Consider the following 25,742-nt stretch of genomic DNA (forward strand, 5'->3'; position numbering starts at 1 on the left):
ACCGTGGGGGGCGTGTACCGGTTCCTGAGAACGCCCCGCTGGTGGGGGATCAACGTCTTCGTCCTCCTCGCGATCCCGTTCTGCGTGTTCATGGGGACCTGGCAGCTCGGCAAGTTCGAGGACCGCGTCGACTCCCATCGGGAGGCCGAGCAGCGGCCGGCGGCGGACTCGCTGAAGGCCGAGCCGCTGGACTCGCTGCTGCCGGTCGACAAGGAGACCTCGGGCCGTTCGGCGCAGGCGCGCGGCCGGTTCGGGGAGCAGTTCCTCGTGCCGGACCGCGAGCTGGACGGCCGGACCGGCTCGTACGTCCTGACGCTCCTCAGGACCGACGGCGGCCGCTCGCTGCCGGTGGTCCGGGGCTGGCTCCCCACGGGCGCGAAGGCCCCCGCCCCGCCGTCGGGCGAGGTGACGGTGGTGGGTGCGCTCCAGGCCTCGGAGAACCCTGGCACGAAGGGCGTCCACGCGGCGGGCGGGCTGCCCGAGGGGCAGCTCGGGATGATCAGCGCGGCGTCCCTGGTGAACGTGGTCACGGACGACGTCTACGACGCCTGGATCACCCTCGCGGACTCCCCCGCCGGGCTCACGCCGGTGCCGGCGGCGGCCGCGGCGGGCACGAGCCTGGACGCCAAGGCCTTCCAGAACCTCGGCTACACGGCGGAGTGGTTCGTCTTCGCGGGCTTCGTGGTCTTCATGTGGTTCCGCCTCGTCCGCCGCGAGGCCGAGGCCTCCCGCGACGAGGCGCTGGGGCTGTAGGCCGCAGGACCTGTGCGCCACGGGGCCTGTGCGCCACGAGGCCTGTGCGCCACGAGGCCTGTGCGCCACGGGGCCTGTGCGCCACGAGGCCTGTGAGCCACGAGGCCTGTGCGCCACGAGGCCTGTGCGCACGGGGCCTGTAGGACTCTTCAGTCCCACAGGCCCGGTCACAAGGTCCAGTCACAAAGCCCGGGTCCACAAGCCGGCCGCAAGGCCCAGCCCCGTACAGGCCCCCGGCGGGCTCAGGAGCCCGCGAGGAGGCCCGTCCGGTAGATCGCGCCCGCGCAGGCGTTCGGGACCACGGCGGAGGCCGTGGTGCCGCCCATCTCAGCGGTGTGGCTGATCACGACGCTGCCGTCCGCCGGAGCGCCGTCCTCGTGGAGCAGCTGGGCAGCCATGCCGGTGCCCGTGCCCGCTTCCGTGCCGGTGCCCGGTCCGGCGCCCGCGCCGCCGGAGTCGGTGCCGCCCGCGCCGCTCGTCGGGTCGGTCGTCGGGGTCGGCTGCGTCGGGGTCGGGTCCGGTGTGGGCGGCGGCTCGGTCGGGGTGGTCGGCGTCGGGGTCGGGTCACCACCGCCGCCGCTCGTCGGGCAGGTCTCGCCGGGGACCCAGGCGAACTTCACCTCGTAGCTGCCGTTCGGCTTCAGGACGAGCGCGAACGACTCCTGCGAGGGGTCGGGCAGTCCGGTGCCGTCGCCCGAGGTGTGCCGGACGACCGAGATCCGCGCGGGGTCGGCCGCCCCGCGGGCCTCGAAGCCCACGGTGCCCTCGCCGGAGACCAGACAGGCCCGGTCGGAGACGTTGGCGATGCGGAAGGTGCCGTAGACCTTGCCCTCCCCGTCGGGGCCGTCGGCGCCCGCCTGGCTGACGCCGAGCTGGCCGGCGGTGCACCGGGGGGTGCCGTCGAGGGCCGTGCCCTGGGACGGCCGCGGGCCGTTGCCGCCGGCGCCGGAGCCCGGTCGCTGCGGCCCGCCCGAGGCGCCGTCGCCGGGGCGCGGCGAGACGCTGCTCGCGGGGCCCTGGGGGCTCTTGCCGCCCTCGGTGCCGGTCTCGGAGCCGGTGCCGCCCTGGGCCTGCTCGCCGTGCGCCGCGTTCGCGGGGTTGGCGGCGGAGAGGCCGTCCGCGCCGGCGACGTGCACGAAGGCGGGGACGGCCGTGCCGAGGAGGACGGCGGCGGCCGCGGCGCCGACGACGGCCTGCCGCTTGCGGGCGCGCCGCGCGGGCACGGCACGGCGCAGGTGCTCCAGCGAGCCGAGCGAGGGTTCCAGGCCGCCGACGGCGTCCTGGAACAGCTTCCGCACCGCGAGTTCGTCGTCGCCCTCGCCGGGTCCGGGCTCGATCTTCACCATGCGCTGTCCACTCGGTTCGTCACGTACATCCTGGGCGTCAGGGTTCTCGGAGGCGGCGCCGTCCTTCTCGGCGGCATGCCTCTCCGGGACGTCGTCGCCGTCACGGTTCTCGTGGGCCACGCCGTCCCCGCCGGGTGCCTCGCTCATGTCGTCGCTCCCATCGCGACGCGCAGCGCCGCGATGCCCCGCGAACCGTACGCCTTCACCGAGCCCAGGGATATTCCGAGCGTCTCGGCGACCTGGACCTCGGTCATGTCGGAGAAGTACCGCAGGGCGAGCACCTCGCGCTGGCGCCGCTGGAGTCCGCGCATGGCCTTGATCAGGTCCTCGCGCTCCAGCTGCTCGTACGCCCCCTCCTCCGCGCTGGCCATGTCCGGCATCGGCTTGGACAGCAGCTTCAGGCCGAGGATGCGGCGGCGCAGCGCGGACCGGGAGAGGTTCACGACGGTCTGCCGCAGGTAGGCGAGGGTCTTCTCGGGCTCACGGACCCGCTTGCGGGCCGAGTGGACGCGGATGAAGGCCTCCTGGACGACGTCCTCGCAGGAGGCCGTGTCGTCGAGGAGCAGCGCGGCGAGACCCAGCAGCGACCGGTAGTGGGCGCGGTAGGTCTCGGTCAGGTGGTCGACGGTGGTGCCGGCGGCCGGGGCGGCCTCGGCGCTCTTACGAGGCGAGGGGATGCCGTCCACGCCGGTGCGGGATCCGGTGGGCACGGGGGCGATCACCGGCATGCCGCCGAGCGGGCGCGGGCGTCTGAGTGGACGCACCGCGGAGCCGCGTACGGGAACGCCGGCGCTGCTCCGCACGGGGAGCACCGCCGTTCCCCCGCCGCGCAGCGGGGCGATGGTCGCGATGTCGAGTACCTCTGCCACGCCTGTTGGACACGCTTCCCCCCGACAGGGTTGTACGCGTTCGCCACCCTTTTCGACGGCGAGCTCTTCGTCCTCATGCGTAACCGTTCTCCCCCGATGCCCCGCTTTGAGCGTGTCCCGCGCCACACGGTCGTGGGTGCACGCAGAGACGCGCCCCGCCCAACTCTGGTTGCAGTACGGGGGAAGTGCATCGTCGGCCACGGCATCACCGCAGTTCAAGTGATATCTGACGCCTTTTTGCTCACAGCTCGTTCACAGAACCCACAAATCCGTCACGAGCGATTCCGCGATCTGGAGGGCGTTCAGGGCCGCGCCCTTGCGGAGGTTGTCGGCGCAGACGAAGAAGTCGAGCGCGCGCTCGTCGTCGAGGGAGCGCCGGACCCGGCCGACCCAGGCGGGGTCGGTGCCGACGACGTCGGCGGGGGTGGGGAAGTCGCCGGCGGCCGGGTCGTCGTAGAGCACGACTCCGGGCGAGGTCGCCAGGACCTCGTGGGCGCGGCCGACCGGGACGGGCTGTTCGAAGCGGGCGTGCACGGAGACGGAGTGCCCGGTCACGACGGGGACGCGGACGCAGGTGGCGGCGATCCGGAGCCCGGGGAGGCCGAGGATCCGGCGGGTCTCGTCGCGGACGTGCTCCTCCTCGGAGGAGGCTCCGTCGGCGCCGGGCGTGCCCGACCAGGGCAGGACGTTGAGGGCGAGGGGGCCGGGGAAGGGGCCGGTGTTCTCGCCGACGGCCCGCCGGACGTCGCCGGGGTGGGTGCCCAGGTCGCCGCCGCCTGCGACGAGGCCGAGCTGGGCGCGGAGCGCGTCGACGCCGGCCTGTCCGGCGCCGGCGCCGCTGGCGGCCTGCTGGGCGGTGACGACCAGTTCGGAGAGTCCGAACTCGGCGTGCAGGGAGCCCACGGCGACGATGAGCGCGAGGGTGGTGGAGCCGGGTCCGGCGACGATGCCCCGGGGGCGCATCCGTGCGGCGTGCGCGTTGAGCTCGGGGACGACGAGCGGCACGTCGGGGTCGGCCCGGAAGGCGGCGGAGGTGTCGACGACGACGGCGCCCTTGGAGACGGCGACCGGCGCCCAGCGGGCGGCGACGTCCTCCGGCACCAGGAAGAGCGCCAGGTCGACGCCTTCGAAGACGTCCTCGCCGAGCGCGAGGATCTCGCACTCCTCCCCGCGCACGGCGGCCTTGGAGCCGGCCGAGCGCGGGGAGGAGACGAGGCGGATCTCGCCCCAGACGTCCGCGTGGTGCGTGAGCATCTGGAGCATCACCGAGCCGACCGCCCCGGTCGCTCCCACGACCGCGAGCGTCGGCTTCGGGGTCATCGGCCGGTGCCTCCGTAGACGACGGCCTCGTCCGAGTCGCTGTCCAGACCGAAGGCGGTGTGGACGGCGCGCACGGCCTCGTTGACGTCGTCGGCGCGGGTGACGACCGAGATGCGGATCTCGGAGGTCGAGATGAGCTCGATGTTCACGCCCGCGTCGGACAGCGCCTTGAAGAAGTCGGCGGTGACGCCCGGATTCGTCTTCATGCCCGCGCCGACCAGGGAGATCTTGCCGATCTGGTCGTCGTAGCGCAGCGAGTCGAAGCCGATCGCGGTCTTCGCCTTCTCCAGCTCGTCGATGGCCTTGCGGCCCTCGGCCTTGGGGAGGGTGAAGGAGATGTCCGTCAGACCGGTGGAGGCGGCGGACACGTTCTGCACGATCATGTCGATGTTGATCTCGGCGTCCGCGACGGCGCGGAAGATGGCCGCGGCCTCGCCCGGCTTGTCCGGCACGCCGACGACGGTGATCTTCGCCTCGGAGGTGTCGTGGGCGACACCCGAGATGATGGCCTGCTCCACCTTCTGGTCCCCTTGCGGTTCGTTGCTGACCCAGGTGCCCTGCAGCCCCGAGAAGGACGAGCGGACGTGGATCGGGATGTTGTAACGGCGTGCGTACTCGACGCAGCGGTGCAGCAGCACCTTGGAGCCGGAGGCGGCGAGCTCCAGCATGTCCTCGAAGGAGATCCAGTCGATCTTCTTCGCCTTCTTCACGACGCGCGGGTCGGCCGTGAACACACCGTCGACGTCGGTGTAGATCTCGCAGACCTCGGCGTCGAGCGCCGCGGCGAGCGCCACGGCGGTCGTGTCGGACCCGCCACGCCCGAGCGTGGTGATGTCCTTCTTGTCCTGGCTGACGCCCTGGAAGCCGGCGACGATGGCGATGTTGCCCTCGTCGAGGGCGGTGCGGATCCGGCCCGGCGTGACATCGATGATGCGCGCTTTGTTGTGGACCGAGTCGGTGATGACGCCTGCCTGGCTGCCCGTGAACGACTGGGCCTCGTGGCCCAGGTTTTTGATCGCCATGGCCAGCAGGGCCATGGAGATCCGCTCTCCGGCGGTCAGCAGCATGTCGAACTCACGCCCGGCAGGCATCGGGGATACCTGCTCGGCGAGATCGATCAGCTCGTCCGTCGTGTCGCCCATCGCGGAAACCACGACGACCACCTGGTGGCCGTCCTTCTTGGTGTCCACGATCCGCTTGGCGACGCGCTTGATGCCTTCGGCATCGGCAACGGAGGAGCCTCCGTACTTCTGCACGACAAGGCCCACGTGCGCTCCTCGCTCAGTCTGTGCCGCAGCCGGCGCTGCGATCGGCTCAGTCTATCGAGGGACCCGGAAACGCCGACGTGATATCGCATCCTGAGACGCGCGGCTCAGAGAGTGATCATCCGGGGCTCGTCGGCGAACGGTCGGTCATCGGTCGGCGATCTGTCGGTGACCCCGGCCAGGGTGGCACCACGGACAGCAACCGAGCAGAGGAGCCGATCATGGACCAGACCCTGGTGGACCGGATGCGCGCCTACCTGGACGCCGGCCTCGCGATGGACGTCGAGGCACTGGACGCGACCTACGACCCCGCCTTCGAGAACGTCCGCTGCGACGAGGAGGGCCGGACCGTGACCCTCACGAAGGACATGTTCATGGGCCGGTTCCGCGCGCTGAGGGCGCGGGGGGTGAGCATCGGGGAGTCCGTCGACGACGCGACGTTCCTCACGACCAGTACGTACGACACGTACGGCTCGATCGTCATGCGCCGCGTGAAGGACGGCCTGCCCGTGCTCTACACCTTCGTCTGGCGGCGCGCCCCCCACGGCGGCTGGGGGACGCTGCTGCGCGAGTTCACGTACGAGAAGGACATCAGCGCCCTCCTGACGCTCACTTCCTGAGCGGGCGGCCGCGCAGGCCCAGGGGGGTCGCGATCTCCTCCAGCATCACGCGGCCCGCCTCCTCGGCGAGGTCGTCCTCGGTGAGGTCCTCGTCCGTGTCGAGGCCGTCCAGCTCGGCGAGCGGCTGGTCGAGGCGGACGTGGGCGACGAGGGACTGGAGGGCGCGGAGGGTGGCCGAGGCGGTCGGGCCCCAGTTGGAGAAGTACGAGAACTGCCACCACCACAGCGCCTCGCTGGTGCGGCCCGCCCGGTAGTGGGCGAGGCCGTGGCGCAGGTCGGTGACGATGTCGGCGAGGTTGTCGGAGATCCGGGCCGGGACCGGGGCCTTGCGCGGCTCGTACGGGTCGAAGACCTCGGAGAAGACGTCGACCGGGTCCAGCATCACCGCGAACCGCTCGCGCAGATCGTCGACGTCCGGCTCCGGGCCCGTGTCCGGCTCGTACCGCTCGTCCGGGACGATGTCCGCGTGCGCGCCGAGCCGGCCGCCCGCCAGGAGCAGCTGGGAGACCTCCAGGAGCAGGAAGGGCACCGCGCTGTCCGGCTCGTCGCCCTTGGCGACCTCGGTCGTCGCGACGATGAAGCTCTCGATCGAGTCGGCGATCTGGACCGCGAAGTCGTCCGGATCCTGCGTGACGGAGTGCAGTGTGGCGTCAGACATCGAGCAGCCTCCCTGAGAGCGCGCCGGCCCTGTCGTCATACATCTAGCAGCCTCCGCCCCTCGAAGGCACGGCCGAGGGTCACCTCGTCGGCGTACTCCAGGTCGCCGCCGACCGGGAGGCCGCTCGCGAGGCGGGTCACCTTGAGCCCCATGGGCTTGATCATCCGCGCCAGGTACGTCGCGGTGGCCTCGCCCTCCAGGTTCGGGTCGGTCGCGAGGATCAGTTCGGTGACGGTGCCGTCCGCGAGCCGCGCGAGGAGCTCGCGGATGCGCAGGTCGTCCGGGCCGACGCCCTCGATCGGGCTGATCGCGCCGCCGAGGACGTGGTACCGCCCCCGGAACTCGCGGGTCCGCTCGATCGCGACGACGTCCTTGGGCTCCTCGACCACGCAGATGACGGTGAGGTCGCGGCGCGGGTCGCGGCAGATGTTGCACTGCTCCTGCTGTGCCACGTTCCCGCAGACCGCGCAGAACCTGACCTTCTCCTTGACCTCCAGGAGGGCGTGCGCGAGACGGCGGACGTCCGTGGGCTCCGCCTGGAGGACGTGGAAGGCGATGCGCTGCGCGCTCTTGGGACCGACGCCGGGCAGCCTGCCCAGTTCGTCGATGAGGTCCTGAACCACGCCTTCGTACACGCCGGCGCCCTTCTCGGGAGTGCTTGATTCTTACGGTAGTGGCTGGAAGCGAGCCTTAGAAGGGCTTCAGAAGCCCAGGCCCGGCATCCCGCCCATGCCCTGCGCCAGCGGACCGAGCTTGGCCTGCTGGAGCTGCTGCGCGTTGTCGTTGGCGGCCTGGACGGCCGCGACGATCAGGTCGGCGAGGGTCTCGGTGTCCTCGGGGTCGACGGCCTTCGGGTCGATGACCAGGCCGCGGAGCTCGCCGGAGCCGGTGACGGTCGCCTTGACGAGGCCGCCGCCGGCCTGGCCGTCGACCTCGGTCGCGGCGAGCTCGGCCTGCGCCCGGGCGAGGTCCTGCTGCATCTTCTGGGCCTGCTGGAGGAGCTGCTGCATGTTGGGCTGGCCACCACCGGGGATCACGGTCACTCACTCCTGCTGGTCATCGGAACGTCGGTATGCCGAGCCTACGTGCTCCTCGACCGGGGTGCCGACGCAACTCTTTCGAGTGAGAAACTGCGGGCTCCTCTACCTGATCAACACCCTCTTGTGGGCGGAAATCCCGGGATTCCGGGCCCATCGCCCACCATTCGGCGGTAGGAAGGGCAGGCACCACGTGCACCGCACGTCACAGAAGGACATGAGCGCTGAGCTGAACAGAGGAGTCCCCCGGTGAGCCAGCAGCCGGAGATGCAGCCGCCGGGGCCCCCCGGGGGAGACGCCACCCGCGACCTGACCGGTACGCCGTTCCCCCTGGGCGACTGGGGCGAGCCGGCCGAACGGCTCGACGAGCTGTACCGATGGGTCGAGACGAACGCCCTGCGCACCGCCGAGTGGTACCTCTCCGACCGCGTCTGGAAGCGCCGCGCCGCCCGGATCCTGCGGATCGGCACGGCCGCCGGGGTGATCGCGGGCGCCGCGCTCCCGCTGCTCGACCTGACCGGGGTCGCCGAGGGCACCGCGGGCTGGGGCTATCTGTCGCTGCTGCTCGGCGCCGCCTGCCTGGCCTGCGACCGGTACTTCGGGCTCACGTCGGGCTGGATAAGGGACGTGGCGACCGCCCAGGCCGTGCAGCGCCGCCTCCAGGCGCTCCAGTTCGACTGGGCGTCGGAGAGCGTCCGGGAGGTCCTGGGTCCCACGGAGGGCACGGCCAGCGAGGCGGCCGAGCGCTGTCTGGGCGTGCTGCGCCGCTTCTCGGAGGACGTGACGGAGCTGGTACGGGCGGAGACCGCGGACTGGATGGTCGAGTTCCGCTCGGGCCCGGCACCGCTGGCGCTCCAGTCGGTCGGCGTGGTCCCGGCCAGGGCGGAGAGCTCGCACCCCTCCGGGCGCTTCCCGCTGCCGCCGGGCACCCGGCCGAACATGCCGCGCCAGCGGCCCCCGGAGGCCCGCTAGGGCGATCCGGGGGCCGGGCGGGGCGACTCAGCTCAGCTCAGCTCAGCTCAGGATGATCATCGAGCCCTGGGCGAGGCTCCGGGTCGCGGCCGCGTGCAGCCCCAGCCACACGTGCCGCTCCCGGGCGAAGGGGTGGTCCTCGGACGGCACGGCCGCGGCCGGCTCCTCCAGGGTGGTGGGCCGGTCCGGCGGCGCCGGGGCCGCCGGCGGGTTCGCCGGGTCGATGCCGATCGCGGGCGCCACGAACTCCAGCTCCCGCAGCAGCCCGTACGAGGAGCCGAGCGGCCCGCCGCCTTCGAGGAGCTCGTCGCTGGCGAGCGGCACCGGGAAGTCCACCGGCACGTACGCGCCCGCGTGGTCGTAGTGCCAGACCAGGTGGGACTGCTGGGCGGTCGCCTCGAACATCTCCAGGAGCTGCTCGTAGTCCCCGCCGAGCTCGCCGACCGGCTCGACCGGCAGCCCGCACATCTGGAGCAGGTAGGCCCGGCGCAGGAAGTGCAGGGCCTCGTAGTCGAATCCGGCGACCGGGGCGACGTCGCCGGAGAGCCCCGGCATGTACGCGTAGACGGGCACGGTCGGCAGGCCCGAGGCGCTCAGCACGGCGTCGTAGGCGGCTATCTCTTCGGCGAAGGGATTGTCGGGGCTGTGGCACAGCACGTCGACGAGGGGGACCAGCCACAGGTCACAGGCCAAGGGAGGCTCGCTCTCCGTCAGTTGCAGGGACGGCCAGGGTAGTCGGCCGGGCCGACGACGCCCACCCGCTCAGGAACTGCCCCCGAAGGTCCGTCCTCAACCCGAACACCGGCCCCGGCCCAACGCGCCCCGCCACTGACACACCCAAACCCACCCCGGCCTCAGCGGGCCCGCGCCTCCAGGGCCTCGGCCCATTCGAGCGAGTGCGCGTTGTAGTCCCGTACGACCTGCACGGCGGCCTCCGCGTCGCCGCGGGTGATCGCGTCGACCAGCTCCACGTGTCCGCTCCACAGCCAGCCGAGGACGTCCCGCTCGGAGCGCAGGTAGGGCACGGAGAAGACCCAGGCCTGGACGCGGAGCCGGTGCAGGAAGTCGGCGATGTAGTCGTTGGCGGAGACCAGCCGCCCCAGCTCGCGCCAGTAGCGGATGTCGTAGCCGATGAGGATGTCCAGGTCCCCGGCGCGGGCGGCGCGGGCGGCGGCCTCGCCGCGCCGGCGTATCGACACCAGCGCGACCCCTACCGACAGCTCTGGATCCGGCGGGGTCGTCCCGGGCGCGTGGCGGCGGAAGATGCCGTCGACGACGAGCATCCGGGCCTCGACCATGCCCCGGTAGTCGGCGACCGAGTACTGGTGGACGCGGAAGCCGCGGTGCTGGTCGGAGTCGAGGAGGCCCTGCGCGCAGAGGTCGACGAGGGCTTCGCGGACGGGCGTCGCGGAGACGCCGTACTGCTCGGCGATCTGCTTGACGGTGAACTCCTGGCCCGGCTGGAGACGCCCTGCGAGCACTTCGTCACGGAGCGCGTCCGCGATCTGCTGTCGCAAGGTGTTGCGAGTGACAGCTCCGCTCGCGGGCATGGGTCGGGCCCCCTCCGTCCGGTTCCGGACACCCTAGTCCAGACGGAAGGGGCCTCTCCGTTCCGCCGTCAGACGGTGTGTTCGTCGGCCACCGAGAGGGCCGCGTCCAGGGCCGCCAGACCCTCCTTGGCCTCCGCCTCGGAGACGTTGCAGGCGGGAACCGCGTGGGTGCGGTTCATGTTGATGAAGGGCCACAGGCCCTGCTTCTTCGCCGCGGCGCCGAAGGCGGCCATCGGCGCGTTGGCCTCGCCGGCCGCGTTGTACGGGACGAGCGGCTCGCGGGTCTCCTTGTTCTTGACCAGGTCGAGCGCCCAGAAGACGCCCATGCCGCGGACCTCGCCGACGGACGGGTGGCGCTCGGCGAGCTCGCGCAGGCCCGGGCCGAGGACGTTCTCACCGATGTGGGCGGCGTGCTCGACGACCTTCTCGTCGGCCATCACGTTGATGGTGGCGACGGCCGCGGCACAGGCCAGCGGGTGACCGGAGTAGGTCAGGCCGCCGGGGAAGGGCCGCTTGTCGAAGGTGGCGGCGATCTCGGCGCTGATGGCGACGCCGCCGAGCGGCACGTAGCCGGAGTTCACGCCCTTGGCGAAGGTCATCAGGTCGGGCACGACGTCGAAGTGCTCGGCGGCGAACCACTTGCCGGTGCGGCCGAAGCCGGCCATGACCTCGTCCAGGATGAAGACGATGCCGTACTTGTCGCAGATCTCGCGGACGCCGGCGAGGTAGCCGGGCGGCGGGGTCATGATGCCGGCGGTGCCGGGCACGGTCTCCAGGATGATCGCGGCGATCGTCGCCGGACCCTCGAAGGCGATCGTGTCCTCCAGGTGCTGGAGGGCCCGCGCGCTCTCCTCCGCCTCCGTGGTGGCGTAGAAGGGCGAGCGGTACAGGAACGGCGCCCAGAAGCGCACGACGCCCGCGGAACCGGTGTCGGAGGCCCAGCGGCGCGGGTCGCCGGTCAGGTTGATCGCGGTGGAGGTCGCGCCGTGGTACGAGCGGAAGGCCGAGAGCACCTTGTGACGGCCCGTGTGCAGACGGGCCATGCGGACGGCGTTCTCGACGGCCTCGGCGCCGCCGTTGGTGAAGAAGATCTTGTCCAGGTCGCCCGGGGTGCGCTCGGCGATGAGGCGTGCGGCCTCGGAGCGGACGTCGATGGCGAAGGCGGGCGCGAAGGTGCTGAGCTTCCCGGCCTGCTCCTGGATCGCCGCGACGACCTTGGGGTGCTGGTAGCCGATGTTCGTGTAGACGAGACCGCTGGTGAAGTCGAGGTAGCGGTTGCCGTCGTAGTCCCAGAAGTACGAACCCTCCGCGCCGGCGACGGCGAGCGGGTCGATCAGTCCCTGTGCGGACCAGGAGTGGAAGACGTGCGCGCGGTCGGCGGCCTTGACGGCCGCGCCGGCCTGAGGATCGGGTTCGACATGAGGGGTCATGGGACCGAGGGTAAGGAACCGCAGGTGGGACGGGCCATGGCCATCTTGTCCACCGAGACCGTGGCGGACCCGACACGTTGCTGAGCCCTCGCGGGCGACTCCGGCGCACCTATGCTGCGCGGCATGTACACGCCCGGTCGTAGCGCGGCCACCACGTTCACCGGCTGGGGGATGGTCCTCAGTGCCGGGGCAGCCCTGTACGTGTCCCTCGCGGGGGTCTCCCCGTACCCGCCGCTCCTCGCGCCGCTGGCGCTCGCCGGACTCTCCGTCCTCTTCGCCGCCGCCTGGGCCGTCGCCTCGCACCGGGCCGCCTCCCGCGCCCGGGACCCGCTGGCCAAGCCGTACCGCGAGACGCGCCGGTGGAACCGTCTCCTGCGGTACGTGTTCGGGTTCGGCGTCTCCTTCGCCACCGCCGCCGCCTTCCTGACGGCCTTCACCACCAGCAGCGACTACGGCCGCGAGACCGAGCGCCTGGAGGCCGCCGGGTACGACGAGTACAAGGTCCCCGTGGTCCGCCTCGCGGGCGATCCCGTGTTCCACGAGGGCGACGAGGACCACGACCCGTACTACCTCACCGACCTCGTCCTGCGGATCCCGTTCGAGTCCGGGCCCCGCGAGGTCACCGTCCGCGGTCTGTACACCCGCTACGACCGGCCCGTGGCCGGCCGCACGAAGGTGGGGGTGTACTTCGCGCCCCGCGACCCGGAGGTGCCCGTCGTCGAGAACGGCACCCGCGACGGGCGGCTGTTCGGCCTCATCGTCTTCGCGATCTGGGGCGGCCCCTGGGTCCTCATCGCGGGCGGGATCCTGACGGGCTGCATGGGCGCCGACGACCTGCACCGGCTGCGCCGCTTCGAGCCGGACGTCCACCTCCCCGCGCTCGGCATCCTCCTGACGGGCCTGGTCCTGCTGCTGCCGATGGCCCTGGAGTTCGAGGTGGCGGGCTACGACCGCGCCCCCGCCCTCCTCGCCGCCCTGACCCCGGGCCTTGCCTTCACCTGGCTGGTCAAGCGGGGCTGACCGGCGCGGGGAACCGCGAGGACACGGTTCAGCGCTTGACCATCCGGTCGAGGACCTCGCCGAGACGGGTCTTGACCGCCTCGCGGTGGTGCAGGGGCTCCGGGGCCGCGCCCTCGGCCGCCGGCCGTACGCCCCGGTCCGCGAGGACGTACAGCAGGCGCAGCGTGCGCAGGCAGTTGGAGAGCTGCGCGGGCACCGGCGTGACGATCCGGTCGGCGCCGAACTCGGCGTCGACCGCGTCCAGCCATCCCGTCGCGTCCCGCTCGCTCATGTCCGTCCGCGTGAGAACACGCGCGATCGCCCGCGCGAGCCGGTCGTCCTCCAGCTGGTCGAGGACATGGCCCGTCGGCGCCGTCAGGCGCGCCGCCGCGAGGTCCAGCATCCGCACCGGGTCCCCATCGGCATGGCGCCCGACCCGGTCGAGCAGGTCCGCGCCGTGCGCGACCGCGTGCAGCCAGCCGAGCTTCTCGTCGTACCCGCGCAGGTCCTCCTCGGCCGGGTACCAGCGCGCGAACGCGTCCACCCACTCCGCCTTCAAGTCCCCCTCGGTCACCAGCATGTCGAGCACGAGGGGCGCGAAGGTACGGGCCTGGATCTCCGGGTCCCGGAAGCGCTCGGCCATCTCGTCCCCGAGGGCCAGCCGCCGGGGCCCGTCGATCACCCCGCGCGCGATCCACGTGTGGAGGACGCCGTACGCCGCCCCGTCGCGGATCAGCGGATCGGGATCCGCGAGGGCGCGGGAGAGTTCCTCGACGAGTTCTCCCAGGTCACGGTCGGTGGGCACGGCGTAGTCGGCGGCTTCGATGCTGTTCCAGTCGGTCACCGTGCGCACGGTAATCGGACACCGTCACGTCCCGCCGGGAGTTTTGGATGTCACGCACCGGCGAGCAGTTCCGCGACCGCGCTCCGCAGGAGCAGCGGATGGACGAAGCGCTCCGGGCACGTCGGCGGGAAACGCCACGCCAGGGGCCAGGTGCGGCCCCTGAGGGCCGGGACCGGGACGTAACTGACATGGGCCGGGCCCGCGTTGAAGCGGGTCACCCCGCGCGGCCAGGACTTGTGCGCCGTGGTGCCGGGCGGCACGAGGAAGTACACCCCCCGCCGGCCGTTCGCCTCGATGACGACCGGCCCGGGGTCTCCCCCCGTCAGCGCCTCCATCCAGTCGGCCAGCCGGCGCCCTTCGTCACCGTCCACTCGAACGGCGTCGAATTGTACGCCCGCCTTACGGAGTTGGAATCCGGAAACAGGAATCCAATCCACATTCACTTCCCGATTCTCTGCATTCACAGGACCATGTTCCCGCGTCGGCGCTAGCGTTTTCCACGACTGCGGCGGGCGCGTCGACAACCCCTTGACCTGCACCAACACGCCCACTACGCAGTCGAATTCGGCGGGGAGCAGTTGAGACCGGTTGAGATCGGTTGAGTCCGAATGGGGAGCGCGAATGGCGCGAGCGGAGAACAGGGAAACGGTTGGCCCCGCGGCCAGGATGGCGGCCGCGGTGGCAAAGAGATTGCGACAGAAGAAGGGCTGGACGCAGGAGTACGAGGGCGCCCAGATGGGCTTCACGGGCGCGGCGATCAGCGCCATGGAACGGCTCATCCACCCGGTGAGCGACGACATGCTCGTCCAGCTCGAACGCGTCCTGGGCGGCGGCACGGGGATCTTCGAGGAGATGCGGGAGCTCGTACGACTGGAGAAGCTGCCGGAGCAGTTCCGGGGGTACGCGCCGATCGAGCAGAAGGCGGTGGGGTTGTGGTTGTACGCGAACCACGTAGTCCATGGCCTGTTCCAGACCGAGGCTTACGCGCGCGCGTTGATCGCGGGCGGACACCCGGAGCCAAGTCCGGAGAGGGTAGAGGAGCTGGTCGTCGGCCAGATGGCCCGTAAGGCGCTGTTCGACCGGAAACAGGTCTGCGAGATCGAGCTCGTACTCGACGAGTCGGTGCTCAGGCGTCCGCTTGGGGACGAGGAGGTCATGCGGGAGCAGTTGGCGTACTTGGCGGAATGCGCCCGGAGGAGGAACGTGAACCTGCAGGTACTGCCGCTGGATGCTGGATTGGGCGGCGAGTACGCGGGCGATCGAGGCGATCTGAACGTCATCGAGACCCCGGCACACGACCGCGTGACCTTCCTGGAGATCCAGGGGGAGAGCCTGCTGATCAGCGACCGGACGAAGGTCAGTACGCACACGCAGCGGTATGCGAAGATCCGGGCACAGGCCCTGGATCCGCGCAGGTCGCTGGGCATCATCGAGGAGTTGGCGGGAGTACGGAGATGAACGACACCCTGCACTGGTTCAAGTCCAGCTACAGCGACAGCGGCGGTGGCAACTGCGTCGAGGTGGCCACCTGCGCCCACGCCGTCCACCTCCGCGACTCCAAGGTGCAGGACGGCCCCACGTTCGCCGTGGAGCCGTCCTCCTGGACCGCGTTCCTCGCCTGGCAGGACTGACGACCCTCAGCAGTACAGGTTCGCCCCCGTGGGCACGCCCAGGATCTGGGTGAACTGCTGGTACTTGGTGACCCGGCTCTGGACCTGGGCCGGGTTGCCGCCGTTGCACTCCAGGCTGCCGTTGATCGAGCGGATCGTCTCGCCGAAGCCCGCGCCGTTCACCATCGCGTTGTGGGCGGTCATCGTGCCGGGGCCGTTCTGGGTGTTCCAGTACCAGAGGCCCGTCTGCATCGCGACGGCCGGATCCTGCTCCACCCGCCACGGGTTGTTCAGCAGGTCGATGCCGAGGGCGTCACCGGCGGCCTTGTAGTTGAAGTTCCAGGACAGCTGGATCGGGCCCCGGCCGTAGTACGCGGCCTGGCCGGCCGGGCAGCCGTAGGGCTGGGTCGTGTCGCAGTAGTGGGGGTAGTTGGCCGTGTTCTGCTCGACGATGTAGTAGAGCCCGCCCGTCTCGTGGGAGACGTTCGCGAGGAACGCCGCCGCCTCCTGCTTCTTCACCGTGTCGCTGCCGGTGGTGGCGAAGCCGGGGTACGACTTGAGCGCGGCGGTGAGGCCGGCGTACGTGTAGAAGGGGTTCCGGTTCGGGAACATCTGGTTGAACTGGGCCTCGGAGACCACGAATCCGGAGGGGTTCGGGTCCGTGCCGCCCCCGCCGGTGCCGCAGGTGCCCTCGTCGCGCCAGACGTCCGAGGAGCCGGGGCGCTCGTTCTGGGTCCACCACTTGGCGTACCAGTTGTGGCCGTTGTACGAGGCGGTCATGCCGCCCGTGTAGACGCCGGCGGAGTTCCAGGCGGCCACGCAGGCGGGGGCGGCGCCCGCCGGGGCGGTGGGGAGGAGGACCGCGAGGCCGAGGGCCGTACAGAGTGCGGCCAACAGGGTGACCAACTTACGCAGCATGGTGCGTACTTCCTTCCGGGTGGGGTCCGGGTGGGAAGCCACAGCGAAGCGCGATTGGTCTGAACCTGTCAAGGTCTAGACCAGAAAACGACCCCACGGCATCGTGGGGTCGTTCTCGGCCTTACGCATCCAACCGGCCTTGCACGGCCAGCGGGCCTTACGCGGCCAGCTGCACCGCCAGTTCCTTGGCGAGGGACTCGGCCGCCGCGAGGGACTCGGTGCGGGAGGACTCGAAGAGCGGGACGAGCCCGGCCATCGCCGGGACGTACGGGGCCAGGGTCAGCTCGGGGGTGATGAAGCTGACGTCCAGGCCGAACATGTCACCGAGGGCCAGCCGGAGGTAGTTCTCGACGTAGTCGTTGCCGTGCTGCGGCGTGCCCTCGCGGTAGGAGCCGCCGCGGCTGGTGACGACGACGGCCCGCTTGCCGGCGAGCGAGGGGTTCTCGGTGATCGAGGTGCGGCCCACGAGGAAGACGTGGTCGAGCCACGCCTTCAGGGTGGAGGGGATCGTGTAGTTGTACATCGGCGCGCCGAGCAGGATCACGTCCGCCCGCTCCGCCTCCTCGATCAGTTCCGCGCGCAGCGCGAACGCCGGGTCGGTGCCGCCCGCGTAGTAGGCGGCGGCCTCCAGGTGCGGGACCGGTTCCGCCGCGAGGTCGCGGTAGATCACCGTCCCCTCGGGGTGCTCCGCCTCCCAGGCCTTGCGGAAGGCGGCGGTGACGGCGCGGGAGTGGGAGTTCTCGCCGTTGAAGGAGGTGTCGATGTGGAGCAGCGTGGCCATGGGGATCTCCTGGAAGTCACAGGGGCTGGTGAGAGAGATCCTTCTTCCTCAACCAAAGTTGAGGTCCAGTCGGCGACGACCCCTGTGACCCGGATCACCCTCAGATCATCAGGATGATCCGGCCCGGCCTGTGCCCCGCCTCCGCCCTGCGGTGCGCCTCCGCGACCTCCTCCAGGGGCATGACGTCGGCCACCCGGGTGATCAGCTCCCGGTCCGCCACCTTCCGCAGGCTCTCCGCGAGCCCGGCGGCGTCCGGCACCGCCCGTACGGTCTCGACGCGGATGTCCCGCTCGGCGGTCGGCACCCGGTCGGGGGCCAGCGCGGCGAACGCACCGCCGTCCTTGACCACCGGGAGCAGCTCGGCGCCCACGAGGGCCCCGTCGAAGACCGCGTCCACCCCGTCCGGGTCGCCCGCGCGCACCTTCGCGACCACGTCCTCCGGGATCCCGCGCGTGACGACGTGGTCCGCGCCGAGGACCCGCAGTTCGGGCTCGTCGCCCTCGTGGGCGACGGCCACCACCCGCAGTCCCGCCGCATGGGCGTACTGGACCGCCAGGCGGCCCACCACCGCGCTCGCACCGGTCACGAGGAGTGTTGCTCCCGCCGGGAGACCGAGCCGTTCGAGGCCCTGCTGGGCGGTGGCCGAGGCCAGCGGCAGGGACGCGGCCACCGTGAATTCCACGTCCTCCGGGACCGGCGCCAGCCACTCCGGGTCGGCCCAGATCATCTCGGCGTACGTGCCGTCGCCCGTCAGCATCTCGAACCAGGGCACGAAGCCGGCCACCCGCGTGCCGACCGCCATCCCGGGCGCGGGATCGAGCAGCTTGCCCGCGAAGTCCGTCCCCAGGACGAACGGGGGCCTGAGATCGCCGACCGCGTCGGCGTACCGGCCCGCGCGGATCCGCAGGTCGGCCTGGTTCACTCCGGCCGCCTTCAGGGCCACCCGTACCTTGCCCGGGACGGCCCCGGCCTCCGGCTTCGGCCGGCGGGCCATTCGGAGGACCTCGGGTCCGCCGTAGGCGGTCACTTCGACGACGCGCATGGGGTACTCCTCAGACGGAAGGCCCCCTCGTCGCCATTACACCCACGCTCCACACCGCCCAGCAACCTCTGTCCGCCCACCCGGGGAGGTGTCTGAACGAACGGCGAAGTCCAGGTGGCGGCCCGCTACGCCGCCCCCGCCCTCGTACAGGCGTGCGTACCGTCCCGGCCATGGAGTGGATAACCGCAGAGAACGTGATCGCCGTGGGAACGGCCCTCGTCGGTGTCCTGGTCACCCTCGCCGTCGTCTGGATCGACCGGTTCTCGCCCCAGCGCAAGCGGCTCGGCTACCGCGTGCAGCTGAACACCCCGCTCCACCGGGAGGAGAACCAGGACAGCGAGGTCATGACGGTGCGGGAGGGCCAGGTCGTGGGGATGGCCGCGCCCGCCGACGGCTCCACGCTCGTCCTCCTCCGCATCGAGAACGACCGCGAGCTCGACATCAGCTCCGAGGACTACGGCGCCGCCGCCGACCCCCACGGGCTGAAGATCACCTTCGGCGAGCGGACCGTCCAGGGCGTCGTCGCCACCATCCCCTCCGCCTGGGACTCGGTACGGGAGGACCTGGAGCGCTCCCCCAAGCTCGGCCGCGACGGATCCGCCGTCCTCGTGCCCAAGGTGGCCCTCGAACGCGGCCAGTACTTCAAGCTGCTCGTCCAGCTCTCCGGCGGCGTCGCCGACCGGGACATCAAGATCGACGGAAGCCTCCAGGGCGGCTCCATCCGGCGCAACCGGAGCACCACCCCCGACGAGAAACCCGCCAGGTTCAGCCCGACCTCCCGGACCGTCACCGTCGTCCTCACCGCCTGCGTCATGGCCCTCGCCACGATCATCGTCCGCGAGCAGACCCCGCCGCCCATCGGCTGCGCCCGGGGCACCCTCACCGTCACCGGCTCGACGGCCTTCGCGCCCGCCCTGCGGGAGGCGGCGAAGCGGTACGAGGAGGACTGCGAGGGCTCCACGGTCACCGTCGACGTGCACGGCTCCACCGCCGGCATCCGGGAGCTGGCCGCGGCCGGAAAGGGCAAGGGCGCGGTCATCGCCTTCTCCGACGGACGCAAGCCCGGCGGCTTCCCCGAGCTCCGGGAGAACATGGTCGCCGTCTCCCTCTTCACCCTCGTCGTGAACGACGGGATACCCCTCGACGACCTCACCCTCGACCAGATCCGGCGCGTCTACCGGGGCGAGATCCGCAACTGGGGCGCGCTCGTCCCCGGCCTCGACCGGCCCGTCCTCCTCGTCAGCCGCGACGCCAACTCCGGTACCCGGCAGGTCTTCCAGCGCCGGGTCCTCGAACGCAACGAGCCCGCCAACTCCTCCCAGGACTGCCAGAACTCCGACGACCCCGAGTCGAAGGTCGTCCGCTGCGAACTCGACTCCACCGAGCAGGTCCTCACCACGGTCGCCAAGCTCCCCGGCGCCCTCGGCTACGCCGAACTCCGCGCGACCGACGGGCACAAGGGCCTGCACCGGGTGGCCGTTGACGGGCGACGGCCCGTCGTGGACGAGATCGGCGCGTCCCCCTACCCCTACCGGGAGATCGAGTACGCCTACACCCGGGGCGTTCCCAAGGCCGACTCCCTGACCTCCAGCTTCCTCACCTACCTCCGGTCGGGGCGCGGCCAGGACGTCATCAGCGCGCACGGGCACCTGCCCTGCGCGACCCCGAAGGGGCTTCCGGTGTGCGGAGAGGGCTGATCGCCGATCTCCTCGTCTGGCATGCTCTGGCGACGTGGAGTCATTGAACGCGGAAGATCCGGTCAGCGTCGGCCCGTTCCGCCTGATCGGCCGCCTCGGGGTCGGCGGGATGGGCCGGGTCTTCCTGGCGCGCTCGGCCGGCGGGCGGACCGTCGCGGTCAAGGTGGTGCACGCGGAACTGGCCGCCCAGGACGAGTTCCGGCGCCGGTTCGCCCGCGAGGTCGCCGCCCTCGAACGCGTCGGCGGCACCGGCACCGCGCCCGTCCTCGGCTCCGACACCACCGCCGACTCCCCGTGGGTCGCCATCGGCTACGTACCGGGCCCCTCGCTGCGGACCGTCGTCGGCGACGAGTTCGGGCCGCTGCCGCCCGCGACCGTACGGGCCCTCGCCTCCGGGCTCGCCCGCGCCCTCGACCACATCCACGCCGCCGGGCTCGTCCACCGCGACCTCAAGCCGTCCAACGTCCTGCTCACCGTCGACGGGCCGCGGATCATCGACTTCGGCATCGCCCGCGCCGTCGACCACGTCTCCGACGGCGGCAACCTGACCACCACCGGGGCCGTCGTCGGCTCCCCCGGCTTCATGTCGCCCGAACAGGTCCGCGGCGACCAGGTCTCCCCCGCGTCGGACATCTTCTGCCTCGGATCCGTGCTCGCGTACGCGGCGACCGGCCGCGCCCCCTTCGGTACGGCCGACAGCGGCGTCCACGCCACGATGTTCCGCATCGCGCACGACGAGCCCGACCTGACGGACCTCCCGCCCGAGCTCTCCGGACTCATCCGCGCCTGCCTCGCCAAGGACCCGGCGGCCCGGCCCACGGCGACCGAGATCGTCGAGACGCTCCCGGTCGCCGACCCGTGGCTCCCGGCGGACGTCCTGGCCCGGCTCGGACGGCACGCGGCGCAGCTCCTGGAGGCGGAGGGCGCGGCTCTCGCCGAGCACACTCCCCCACCGCCCACCGGCGCGGCCGGAACCGCCGACACCGAGCCCACCGCGCCCGCCGCGCCCCGACGTCGGGGCCGTACCGCCCTGCTCGCCGCCGTCACGGCCCTCGTCGTCGCGGCGGCGGCCACCGCCGCCTACACCTACTGGCCCGACGGCGGCGGCGACACCGCGGGCGGCAACGGAAAGGGCGCCGCCGCCCGACCCCACGGGATCGTCCCCACCGCCTTCCTCGGCGCCTGGGAGGGCGTCCTCCAGGGCTCGACCGACTCGCCCCGCGAGACCGCCCGGATCGAGATCACCCAGGGCGCCGCGGGCTCCAAGAGCGGCATCTACGTCCAGGTCGCCGAGAACAAGCTGTGCATGGGCCGCTCCCGGCTCGTCTCGGCCGACGAGGACAAGGTCGTCTACGGCGAGTCCGTCGTGACCACGAGCATCCCCGCCCAGGGCTGCGCCCCCGCCGCCCAGCAGACCCTCACCCTGCGCTCCCCCGAGGTCCTGGAATGGACCTCGGGCACCGTGAAGACCACCCTCCGCAAGGCCCGGAGCGGACCGGCGGTCGTCCCCGCCCGCTTCCTCGGCCACTGGTCCCGGATCCCCGCGCCGGAGATGTACGGAGCCGACGACAGCCGCTACACCTCGGAGGTGACGATCACCCAGGGCCCGGTCGGCGCACCCGTGATCAGCGTCATCGACGGCTACCCCCGCACCATCGACGGCGTGACCACCTCCGAGGACTGGTCCTGCGGCACCACGGCCGTCCTCGGCGGCGCCGGGGACCTGCTGGTCCTCGGCCCCAGCATGCGGGACACGACCGCCTGGGACCGCGAATGCCAGGAGGGCCTCTCCCGCTACCTGGTCGTCGACAAGCTGAAGGGCAAGGACCGGCTCCTCGTCTACCCGATGCTCGACGGCGAACCGAACGAGTACTACCGGTCCTGAGGCCTGCCCTCGCCCTCCGGGTTCAGGCCTCGCGCGGGACGACCTCGGAGGCCGCGCGGGCGTAGTCGTGGACCAGGGGGCGGTCGTCGGCCGCCCGCCAGGCGAGGGCGAAGCGGCTGGGGGTGACGCCCCGGACGGGGCGGGTGACGACGCCGCCGCGGGTGAGGAGCGGTGCGTTCCCGGCGGCGACCAGGCAGATGCCGAGGCCGTCGACCAGCGCCTCGTACGTCTCGTCCGCGCTGGCGATCTCGGCGCCCACGACCGGCGGGCGGCCGGCCCGCGCCTCCACGGCCAGCCAGTGGTCGCGGAGTTCGGGCCCGGTGCCCGGGAGGGCGAGGAACGGCTCGTCGAGGAGTTCGGAGAAGTCGAGGCTCTCGCGGGCGGCCAGCGGATGGACCTCGGGGAGGGCGACGAGCCGCGGCTCGGTGGCGACGACGACCCAGCGGAAACGCTCCGCGCCGGCCAGCGGCAGCCACACGAAGGCGACGTCGCTGGTGCCGTCCGCGAGCCCCGCCGTCGGGTCCTCCCAGCCCACCTGGCGCAGCCTGAGCCGGGCCTCCGGATGCGCCTCGGTGAACCGCGACCGGATCGCGGGCAGCAGCCCGCCGCGGCCGGGGCTGGTGCTCATGCCGACGACCAGCGTGCCGTCGGCGGCCGCCCTGGCCCGCCGTACCGCCTCCCGGCCCTCCTCCCACGCGGCGAGCACGTCCCGCGCGTGCGGCAGCAGGGCCGTACCGACCGGGGTGAGGGCCACGCCCTGCCGGTCCCGGTCGAAGAGGGGCGCGCCGAGCTGCCGCTCCAGGGCGCGGATCTGCTTGCTGAGCGCGGGCTGCGAGACGTACAGCCGCTCGGCGGCCCGTGTGAAGTGGAGCTCCTCGGCGACCGCGAGGAAGTACCGAAGATCCCGCCCGTGCACATCCATGCCTGTTGGCTATCACGGCGGATCTTGGACGGACAACGTCCCGCTGTCCCAAGCTTGTTGGGACAGCGAGAGACAGAGAAAGACAGCGACAGCAGGGGGAACACGCACATGAGCAAGGTCTGGCTGATCACGGGCGCCAACAGCGGATTCGGGCGCGCCTTCGCCGAGGCCGCGATCGCCGCCGGCGACGTCGTCGTCGCCGCGGCCCGCCGCACCGAGACCCTGGAGGACCTGGTCGCCGCCCACCCCGACCAGGTCGACCCGGTCGCCCTGGACGTCACCGACGGCGCGGCGGTCGACCGGGTCGTCGCCACGCTGGTCGAGCGCCACGGCCGCATCGACGTCCTCGTCAACAACGCGGGCCGCACCCATGTCGGCTCGGTCGAGGAGACCTCCGACGAAGAGCTCCGCTCCCTCTTCGACGTGCACGTCTTCGGCCCCGCCGCCCTCACCCGCGCCGTCCTGCCCCACATGCGGGCCCGCCGCTCCGGCGCGATCGTGCAGCTCAGCAGCGTCGGCGGCCAGATGTCGATGGCCGGCTTCGGGGCGTACAGCGCGACCAAGTTCGCCCTGGAGGGCATGTCGGAGGCGCTCGCCGCCGAGGTCGGGCCGCTCGGCATCAAGGTCCTCGTCGTCGAGCCCGGCGCCTTCCGCACCAGCCTCTTCGGCAACGGCAGCCTCAGCACGGACGGCATCGCCGACTACGCCGACACCGTCGGCGCCACGCGCGCGTACGTGGAGGGCGGCGACGGCGGGCAGGCCGGCGACCCCGCGAAGGCGGCGGCGGCCGTCCTCGCCGCCCTGAACGCCGACGAGACCCCGCTCCGCCTCGCCCTCGGCGACGACTCGATCGACGCGATCCTGGCCCACCTGGACCAGGTCCGCGCGGACCTGAACGCCTGGGACAAGGTGGGCCGGGACACCAGGTTCGACGCCTAGCCGGACACACGAAAAGGCCCGCACCCGGGGGTGCGGGCCTTTTCGGCATGCCTACAGGAAGGAGTTGATCTCGATCGTCTCCGTGCGGCCGGGGCCGACGCCGATCGCGGAGATCGGGGCGCCCGACATCTCCTCGAGGGCCTTCACGTACGCCTGCGCGTTCTTCGGCAGGTCCGCGAAGGTCTTCGCCTTCGTGATGTCCTCCGACCAGCCCGGCAGCATCTCGTAGATCGGCTTCGCGTGGTGGAAGTCGGTCTGCGAGTACGGCAGCTCCTCGACGCGCTTGCCGTCGATCTCGTACGCGACGCAGACCGGGATCTGCTCCCAGCCCGTCAGCACGTCGAGCTTGGTGAGGAAGAAGTCCGTCAGGCCGTTGACCCGGGTCGCGTACCGCGCGATGACCGCGTCGAACCAGCCGCAGCGGCGGTCACGGCCGGTGGTGACACCGCGCTCGCCACCGATGCGGCGCAGCGCCTCGCCGTCCTCGTCGAACAGCTCCGTCGGGAACGGGCCGGCGCCGACACGGGTCGTGTACGCCTTCAGGATGCCGATGACGCGGGAGATCTTCGTCGGGCCCACGCCCGCACCCGTGCAGGCGCCGCCCGCGGTCGGGTTCGAGGAGGTGACGAAGGGGTACGTGCCGTGGTCGACGTCGAGCAGGGTGCCCTGGCCGCCCTCGAAGAGCACGACCTTGTCGTCGTCGAGCGCCTTGTTGAGGATCAGCGTGGTGTCCGCGACGAACGGCTTGATCTGCTCCGCGTACTGGAGCATCTCCTCGACGATCTGCTCCGCCTCGATCGCGCGGCGGTTGTACAGCTTGGCGAGGAGCTGGTTCTTGCCCTCCAGCGCCGCCTCGACCTTCTGGGTGAGGATCGACTCGTCGTACAGGTCCTGGACCCGGATGCCGACGCGGTTGATCTTGTCGGCGTAGGTCGGGCCGATGCCGCGACCCGTGGTGCCGATCTTGCGCTTGCCGAGGAACCGTTCCGTCACCTTGTCGAGGGTGACGTTGTACGGGGTGATCAGGTGGGCGTTGCCGCTGATCAGGAGCTTCGACGTGTCGACGCCTCGCTCGTTCAGCCCGCTCAGCTCGGAGAGCAGGACCGCCGGGTCGACGACGACACCGTTTCCGATCACCGGGGTGCACCCCGGGGAGAGGATTCCGGAAGGGAGGAGGTGCAGCGCGTACTTCTGGTCGCCGACGACGACCGTGTGGCCGGCATTGTTGCCGCCCTGGTAACGCACCACGTAGTCCACGGATCCACCGAGCAGGTCGGTGGCCTTTCCCTTGCCCTCGTCACCCCACTGAGCACCGAGCAGCACAAGTGCGGGCACAGGCGTACACCCCTTCCGGGTGGGGCATGTCCAAGGTCAGGGGGCGTACGCCGCCTCACCGGTGTGCCCCGGAATAGACGAAGCCCCTGGCGCAATAGCGCAAGGGGCTCTTGCACAAAGATGCTACCCGAGGAAGGACCGAGGTGTCGGATCACGACCAGCTGCTGGTCATCGTCGACCCGGTCGCCCGCCGAAGTGACGGCGAGTCCGTACGGATCGCGAAAGATGTTCTGTCCGCGGGCGCAGAGACGAAGATCTGCCTGCCGGACGGCCCCGAAGAATTCTCCCGGGCCCTGGCCAGGCGCGGCTCCCGGCGCCCCGTCGTGCTCGGCGACGACCGCGCGCTGCTCCGCACGGTCGCCCTGCTGCACCGCGAACGGGAGCTCGCCGAGGGGGCCCTCTCACTCGTCCCGATCGGCGCCCCCGACGCCCTGGAAGTGGCCCACGCGCTCGGCGTGCCGCGCTCCACACCGGCGGCGGCCCGGGTGGCCCTGCACGGGGCCGTACGCCGCCTCGACCTGCTCGTCGACGACAGCGACGGCGTCGTCCTCGGCGACCTGCTGGTCCCGGGCCTGCCCGTCCCCGTCGCCGCGGCGCCCTCCGTCTGGGGCACCTGCCGCTCCCTCGTCCGCACACTGGTCCGGCCCGCGCCCGCGTCCGTGGCCCGGCTGCGGGTCGAGGCGGACGGGGTGCTGCTCGCGGACGTCGACGCGCCCCTGGAGGGCCTGACCGTCCGGACCGTCGGCGGCACGGCCGAGGTGACCGTCCACCCGGCCTCGGCGCCCGCACGGCGCGCGACCGCCGGTACGGTCACGGTCTCGGGCCCGGACTTCCGCTACCGCGCGGACGGGCGGCTGACGGGGCCGGTGCGGCGTCGGACGTGGACGGTCCGGGCGGGGGCGTGGGGGCTGACACTTCCCGTGGAGGCCGCATAACGTCTCGGGTGGGGA

Annotated in this window: 27 protein-coding genes; 10 read left to right on the forward strand and 17 right to left on the reverse strand. The window is 71.8% G+C overall.

From position 1 onward, the window contains the following. The first annotated feature begins 12 nt into the window (after window positions 1–12). Complete coding sequence (locus tag ACF07V_RS33065) at window positions 13–753, forward strand: SURF1 family protein (protein ID WP_392159373.1); 741 nt, start codon at window positions 13–15, stop codon at window positions 751–753. Between the two features lie 242 nt (window positions 754–995). On the opposite strand, the gene ACF07V_RS33070 is transcribed toward ACF07V_RS33065, so the two are convergent. The 4 genes from ACF07V_RS33070 to ACF07V_RS33085 form a co-directional block, all read right to left on the reverse strand. After that, window positions 996–2,246: a hypothetical protein gene (locus tag ACF07V_RS33070; RefSeq protein WP_392159374.1), complete on the reverse strand. Its 1,251-nt coding sequence runs from the start codon at window positions 2,244–2,246 to the stop codon at window positions 996–998. Continuing rightward, on the reverse strand, window positions 2,243–2,968 hold the full coding sequence (locus ACF07V_RS33075) for a SigE family RNA polymerase sigma factor (RefSeq protein WP_392159375.1): 726 nt from the start codon (window positions 2,966–2,968) through the stop codon (window positions 2,243–2,245). The genes ACF07V_RS33070 and ACF07V_RS33075 overlap by 4 nt, the downstream gene beginning before the upstream one ends. Before the next feature lie 252 nt (window positions 2,969–3,220). Further along, window positions 3,221–4,288 (reverse strand): aspartate-semialdehyde dehydrogenase, encoded by a 1,068-nt coding sequence (locus tag ACF07V_RS33080; RefSeq protein WP_392159376.1) that lies wholly within the window; start codon window positions 4,286–4,288, stop codon window positions 3,221–3,223. Continuing rightward, a complete protein-coding gene (locus ACF07V_RS33085; RefSeq protein WP_392159377.1) occupies window positions 4,285–5,556 on the reverse strand; it encodes an aspartate kinase in 1,272 nt (423 codons plus the stop codon). Before ACF07V_RS33085 ends, ACF07V_RS33080 begins: the two co-directional genes overlap by 4 nt. A gap of 218 nt (window positions 5,557–5,774) precedes the next feature. Between ACF07V_RS33085 and ACF07V_RS33090 the strand changes: the two genes are divergently transcribed. Further along, window positions 5,775–6,173: a hypothetical protein gene (locus ACF07V_RS33090; protein ID WP_392159378.1), complete on the forward strand. Its 399-nt coding sequence runs from the start codon at window positions 5,775–5,777 to the stop codon at window positions 6,171–6,173. On the opposite strand, the gene ACF07V_RS33095 is transcribed toward ACF07V_RS33090, so the two are convergent. From ACF07V_RS33095 to ACF07V_RS33105, 3 genes are all read right to left on the reverse strand, one after another. Then, a complete protein-coding gene (locus ACF07V_RS33095; RefSeq protein ID WP_392159379.1) occupies window positions 6,163–6,831 on the reverse strand; it encodes a DUF5063 domain-containing protein in 669 nt (222 codons plus the stop codon). The genes ACF07V_RS33090 and ACF07V_RS33095 overlap by 11 nt on opposite strands. Window positions 6,832–6,866: 35 nt before the next feature. Then, the gene (gene recR / locus ACF07V_RS33100) at window positions 6,867–7,466 is read right to left on the reverse strand and encodes a recombination mediator RecR (protein ID WP_030747474.1); all 600 of its coding nucleotides are present in this window, start codon (window positions 7,464–7,466) and stop codon (window positions 6,867–6,869) included. Window positions 7,467–7,532: 66 nt separating this feature from the next. Continuing rightward, entirely contained in the window at window positions 7,533–7,868 is a 336-nt protein-coding gene (locus ACF07V_RS33105; RefSeq protein WP_086825272.1) for a YbaB/EbfC family nucleoid-associated protein, read from the reverse strand. A gap of 267 nt (window positions 7,869–8,135) precedes the next feature. On the opposite strand from ACF07V_RS33105, the gene ACF07V_RS33110 reads away from it, so the two are divergent. Continuing rightward, window positions 8,136–8,840: an SLATT domain-containing protein gene (locus tag ACF07V_RS33110; protein ID WP_392159461.1), complete on the forward strand. Its 705-nt coding sequence runs from the start codon at window positions 8,136–8,138 to the stop codon at window positions 8,838–8,840. A gap of 42 nt (window positions 8,841–8,882) precedes the next feature. On the opposite strand, the gene ACF07V_RS33115 is transcribed toward ACF07V_RS33110, so the two are convergent. From ACF07V_RS33115 to ACF07V_RS33125, 3 genes are all read right to left on the reverse strand, one after another. Next, window positions 8,883–9,533 carry a hypothetical protein gene (locus ACF07V_RS33115; protein WP_392159380.1) on the reverse strand — a complete coding sequence of 217 codons (651 nt, stop codon included), beginning with the start codon at window positions 9,531–9,533 and terminating at the stop codon, window positions 8,883–8,885. A 161-nt stretch (window positions 9,534–9,694) separates the two neighbouring features. Then, complete coding sequence (locus ACF07V_RS33120) at window positions 9,695–10,390, reverse strand: GntR family transcriptional regulator (protein WP_392159381.1); 696 nt, start codon at window positions 10,388–10,390, stop codon at window positions 9,695–9,697. A 68-nt stretch (window positions 10,391–10,458) separates the two neighbouring features. Further along, the gene (locus tag ACF07V_RS33125; RefSeq protein ID WP_392159382.1) at window positions 10,459–11,820 is read right to left on the reverse strand and encodes an aspartate aminotransferase family protein; all 1,362 of its coding nucleotides are present in this window, start codon (window positions 11,818–11,820) and stop codon (window positions 10,459–10,461) included. Window positions 11,821–11,943: 123 nt separating this feature from the next. Between ACF07V_RS33125 and ACF07V_RS33130 the strand changes: the two genes are divergently transcribed. Further along, complete coding sequence (locus ACF07V_RS33130) at window positions 11,944–12,840, forward strand: hypothetical protein (RefSeq protein WP_392159383.1); 897 nt, start codon at window positions 11,944–11,946, stop codon at window positions 12,838–12,840. A 28-nt stretch (window positions 12,841–12,868) separates the two neighbouring features. Here ACF07V_RS33130 and ACF07V_RS33135 read toward each other — a convergent pair whose 3' ends face one another. Both ACF07V_RS33135 and ACF07V_RS33140 read right to left on the reverse strand, forming a co-directional pair. Continuing rightward, the gene (locus ACF07V_RS33135) at window positions 12,869–13,663 is read right to left on the reverse strand and encodes a DUF2785 domain-containing protein (protein ID WP_392159384.1); all 795 of its coding nucleotides are present in this window, start codon (window positions 13,661–13,663) and stop codon (window positions 12,869–12,871) included. Between the two features lie 50 nt (window positions 13,664–13,713). Further along, window positions 13,714–14,127 carry a hypothetical protein gene (locus ACF07V_RS33140; RefSeq protein WP_392159385.1) on the reverse strand — a complete coding sequence of 138 codons (414 nt, stop codon included), beginning with the start codon at window positions 14,125–14,127 and terminating at the stop codon, window positions 13,714–13,716. Window positions 14,128–14,284: 157 nt separating this feature from the next. Between ACF07V_RS33140 and ACF07V_RS33145 the strand changes: the two genes are divergently transcribed. Beyond that, window positions 14,285–15,121 carry a helix-turn-helix domain-containing protein gene (locus ACF07V_RS33145; RefSeq protein ID WP_392159386.1) on the forward strand — a complete coding sequence of 279 codons (837 nt, stop codon included), beginning with the start codon at window positions 14,285–14,287 and terminating at the stop codon, window positions 15,119–15,121. Beyond that, window positions 15,118–15,294, forward strand: a complete 177-nt coding sequence (locus tag ACF07V_RS33150; RefSeq protein WP_392159387.1) for a DUF397 domain-containing protein — start codon at window positions 15,118–15,120, stop codon at window positions 15,292–15,294. The genes ACF07V_RS33145 and ACF07V_RS33150 overlap by 4 nt, the downstream gene beginning before the upstream one ends. Window positions 15,295–15,300: 6 nt before the next feature. On the opposite strand, the gene ACF07V_RS33155 is transcribed toward ACF07V_RS33150, so the two are convergent. From ACF07V_RS33155 to ACF07V_RS33165, 3 genes are all read right to left on the reverse strand, one after another. After that, window positions 15,301–16,191: a glycoside hydrolase family 19 protein gene (locus ACF07V_RS33155; RefSeq protein WP_392159388.1), complete on the reverse strand. Its 891-nt coding sequence runs from the start codon at window positions 16,189–16,191 to the stop codon at window positions 15,301–15,303. A gap of 157 nt (window positions 16,192–16,348) precedes the next feature. Beyond that, on the reverse strand, window positions 16,349–16,972 hold the full coding sequence (locus ACF07V_RS33160; protein WP_392159389.1) for an FMN-dependent NADH-azoreductase: 624 nt from the start codon (window positions 16,970–16,972) through the stop codon (window positions 16,349–16,351). 100 nt (window positions 16,973–17,072) lie between these two features. Further along, window positions 17,073–18,014 carry an NADP-dependent oxidoreductase gene (locus ACF07V_RS33165; protein WP_392159390.1) on the reverse strand — a complete coding sequence of 314 codons (942 nt, stop codon included), beginning with the start codon at window positions 18,012–18,014 and terminating at the stop codon, window positions 17,073–17,075. A gap of 170 nt (window positions 18,015–18,184) precedes the next feature. Between ACF07V_RS33165 and ACF07V_RS33170 the strand changes: the two genes are divergently transcribed. Together ACF07V_RS33170 and ACF07V_RS33175 are read left to right on the forward strand one after the other, a co-directional pair. Continuing rightward, on the forward strand, window positions 18,185–19,711 hold the full coding sequence (locus ACF07V_RS33170; protein WP_392159391.1) for a substrate-binding domain-containing protein: 1,527 nt from the start codon (window positions 18,185–18,187) through the stop codon (window positions 19,709–19,711). A 34-nt stretch (window positions 19,712–19,745) separates the two neighbouring features. After that, window positions 19,746–21,596 carry a serine/threonine-protein kinase gene (locus ACF07V_RS33175; protein WP_392159392.1) on the forward strand — a complete coding sequence of 617 codons (1,851 nt, stop codon included), beginning with the start codon at window positions 19,746–19,748 and terminating at the stop codon, window positions 21,594–21,596. Between the two features lie 22 nt (window positions 21,597–21,618). Here ACF07V_RS33175 and ACF07V_RS33180 read toward each other — a convergent pair whose 3' ends face one another. Further along, window positions 21,619–22,518, reverse strand: a complete 900-nt coding sequence (locus ACF07V_RS33180; protein WP_392159393.1) for a LysR family transcriptional regulator — start codon at window positions 22,516–22,518, stop codon at window positions 21,619–21,621. A gap of 108 nt (window positions 22,519–22,626) precedes the next feature. Here ACF07V_RS33180 and ACF07V_RS33185 point away from each other — a divergent pair, with 108 nt between their 5' ends. Then, entirely contained in the window at window positions 22,627–23,457 is an 831-nt protein-coding gene (locus ACF07V_RS33185; RefSeq protein WP_392159394.1) for an oxidoreductase, read from the forward strand. 51 nt (window positions 23,458–23,508) lie between these two features. On the opposite strand, the gene ACF07V_RS33190 is transcribed toward ACF07V_RS33185, so the two are convergent. After that, window positions 23,509–24,792 (reverse strand): adenylosuccinate synthase, encoded by a 1,284-nt coding sequence (locus tag ACF07V_RS33190; RefSeq protein WP_392159395.1) that lies wholly within the window; start codon window positions 24,790–24,792, stop codon window positions 23,509–23,511. A gap of 110 nt (window positions 24,793–24,902) precedes the next feature. On the opposite strand from ACF07V_RS33190, the gene ACF07V_RS33195 reads away from it, so the two are divergent. Continuing rightward, on the forward strand, window positions 24,903–25,727 hold the full coding sequence (locus tag ACF07V_RS33195) for a diacylglycerol kinase (protein WP_392159396.1): 825 nt from the start codon (window positions 24,903–24,905) through the stop codon (window positions 25,725–25,727). Window positions 25,728–25,742 lie beyond the last annotated feature (15 nt).

This window comes from Streptomyces sp. NPDC015661 (assembly GCF_043077765.1).
GTDB lineage: Bacteria > Actinomycetota > Actinomycetes > Streptomycetales > Streptomycetaceae > Streptomyces.

Excerpts from the sequence above, each read along its gene's own strand:
- ACF07V_RS33170 (WP_392159391.1), top strand. The coding sequence starts at position 18,185 with ATGGAGTGGATAACCGCAGAGAACGTGATCGCCGTGGGAACGGCCCTC.
- ACF07V_RS33125 (WP_392159382.1), bottom strand. The coding sequence starts at position 11,820 with ATGACCCCTCATGTCGAACCCGATCCTCAGGCCGGCGCGGCCGTCAAG.
- ACF07V_RS33130 (WP_392159383.1), top strand. The coding sequence starts at position 11,944 with ATGTACACGCCCGGTCGTAGCGCGGCCACCACGTTCACCGGCTGGGGG.
- ACF07V_RS33090 (WP_392159378.1), top strand. The coding sequence starts at position 5,775 with ATGGACCAGACCCTGGTGGACCGGATGCGCGCCTACCTGGACGCCGGC.
- ACF07V_RS33070 (WP_392159374.1), bottom strand. The coding sequence starts at position 2,246 with ATGAGCGAGGCACCCGGCGGGGACGGCGTGGCCCACGAGAACCGTGAC.
- ACF07V_RS33165 (WP_392159390.1), bottom strand. The coding sequence starts at position 18,014 with ATGCGCGTCGTCGAAGTGACCGCCTACGGCGGACCCGAGGTCCTCCGA.
- ACF07V_RS33120 (WP_392159381.1), bottom strand. The coding sequence starts at position 10,390 with ATGCCCGCGAGCGGAGCTGTCACTCGCAACACCTTGCGACAGCAGATC.
- ACF07V_RS33095 (WP_392159379.1), bottom strand. The coding sequence starts at position 6,831 with ATGTCTGACGCCACACTGCACTCCGTCACGCAGGATCCGGACGACTTC.
- ACF07V_RS33160 (WP_392159389.1), bottom strand. The coding sequence starts at position 16,972 with ATGGCCACGCTGCTCCACATCGACACCTCCTTCAACGGCGAGAACTCC.
- ACF07V_RS33180 (WP_392159393.1), bottom strand. The coding sequence starts at position 22,518 with ATGGATGTGCACGGGCGGGATCTTCGGTACTTCCTCGCGGTCGCCGAG.
- ACF07V_RS33150 (WP_392159387.1), top strand. The coding sequence starts at position 15,118 with ATGAACGACACCCTGCACTGGTTCAAGTCCAGCTACAGCGACAGCGGC.
- ACF07V_RS33110 (WP_392159461.1), top strand. The coding sequence starts at position 8,136 with ATGCAGCCGCCGGGGCCCCCCGGGGGAGACGCCACCCGCGACCTGACC.
- ACF07V_RS33080 (WP_392159376.1), bottom strand. The coding sequence starts at position 4,288 with ATGACCCCGAAGCCGACGCTCGCGGTCGTGGGAGCGACCGGGGCGGTC.
- ACF07V_RS33145 (WP_392159386.1), top strand. The coding sequence starts at position 14,285 with ATGGCGCGAGCGGAGAACAGGGAAACGGTTGGCCCCGCGGCCAGGATG.
- ACF07V_RS33155 (WP_392159388.1), bottom strand. The coding sequence starts at position 16,191 with ATGCTGCGTAAGTTGGTCACCCTGTTGGCCGCACTCTGTACGGCCCTC.
- ACF07V_RS33185 (WP_392159394.1), top strand. The coding sequence starts at position 22,627 with ATGAGCAAGGTCTGGCTGATCACGGGCGCCAACAGCGGATTCGGGCGC.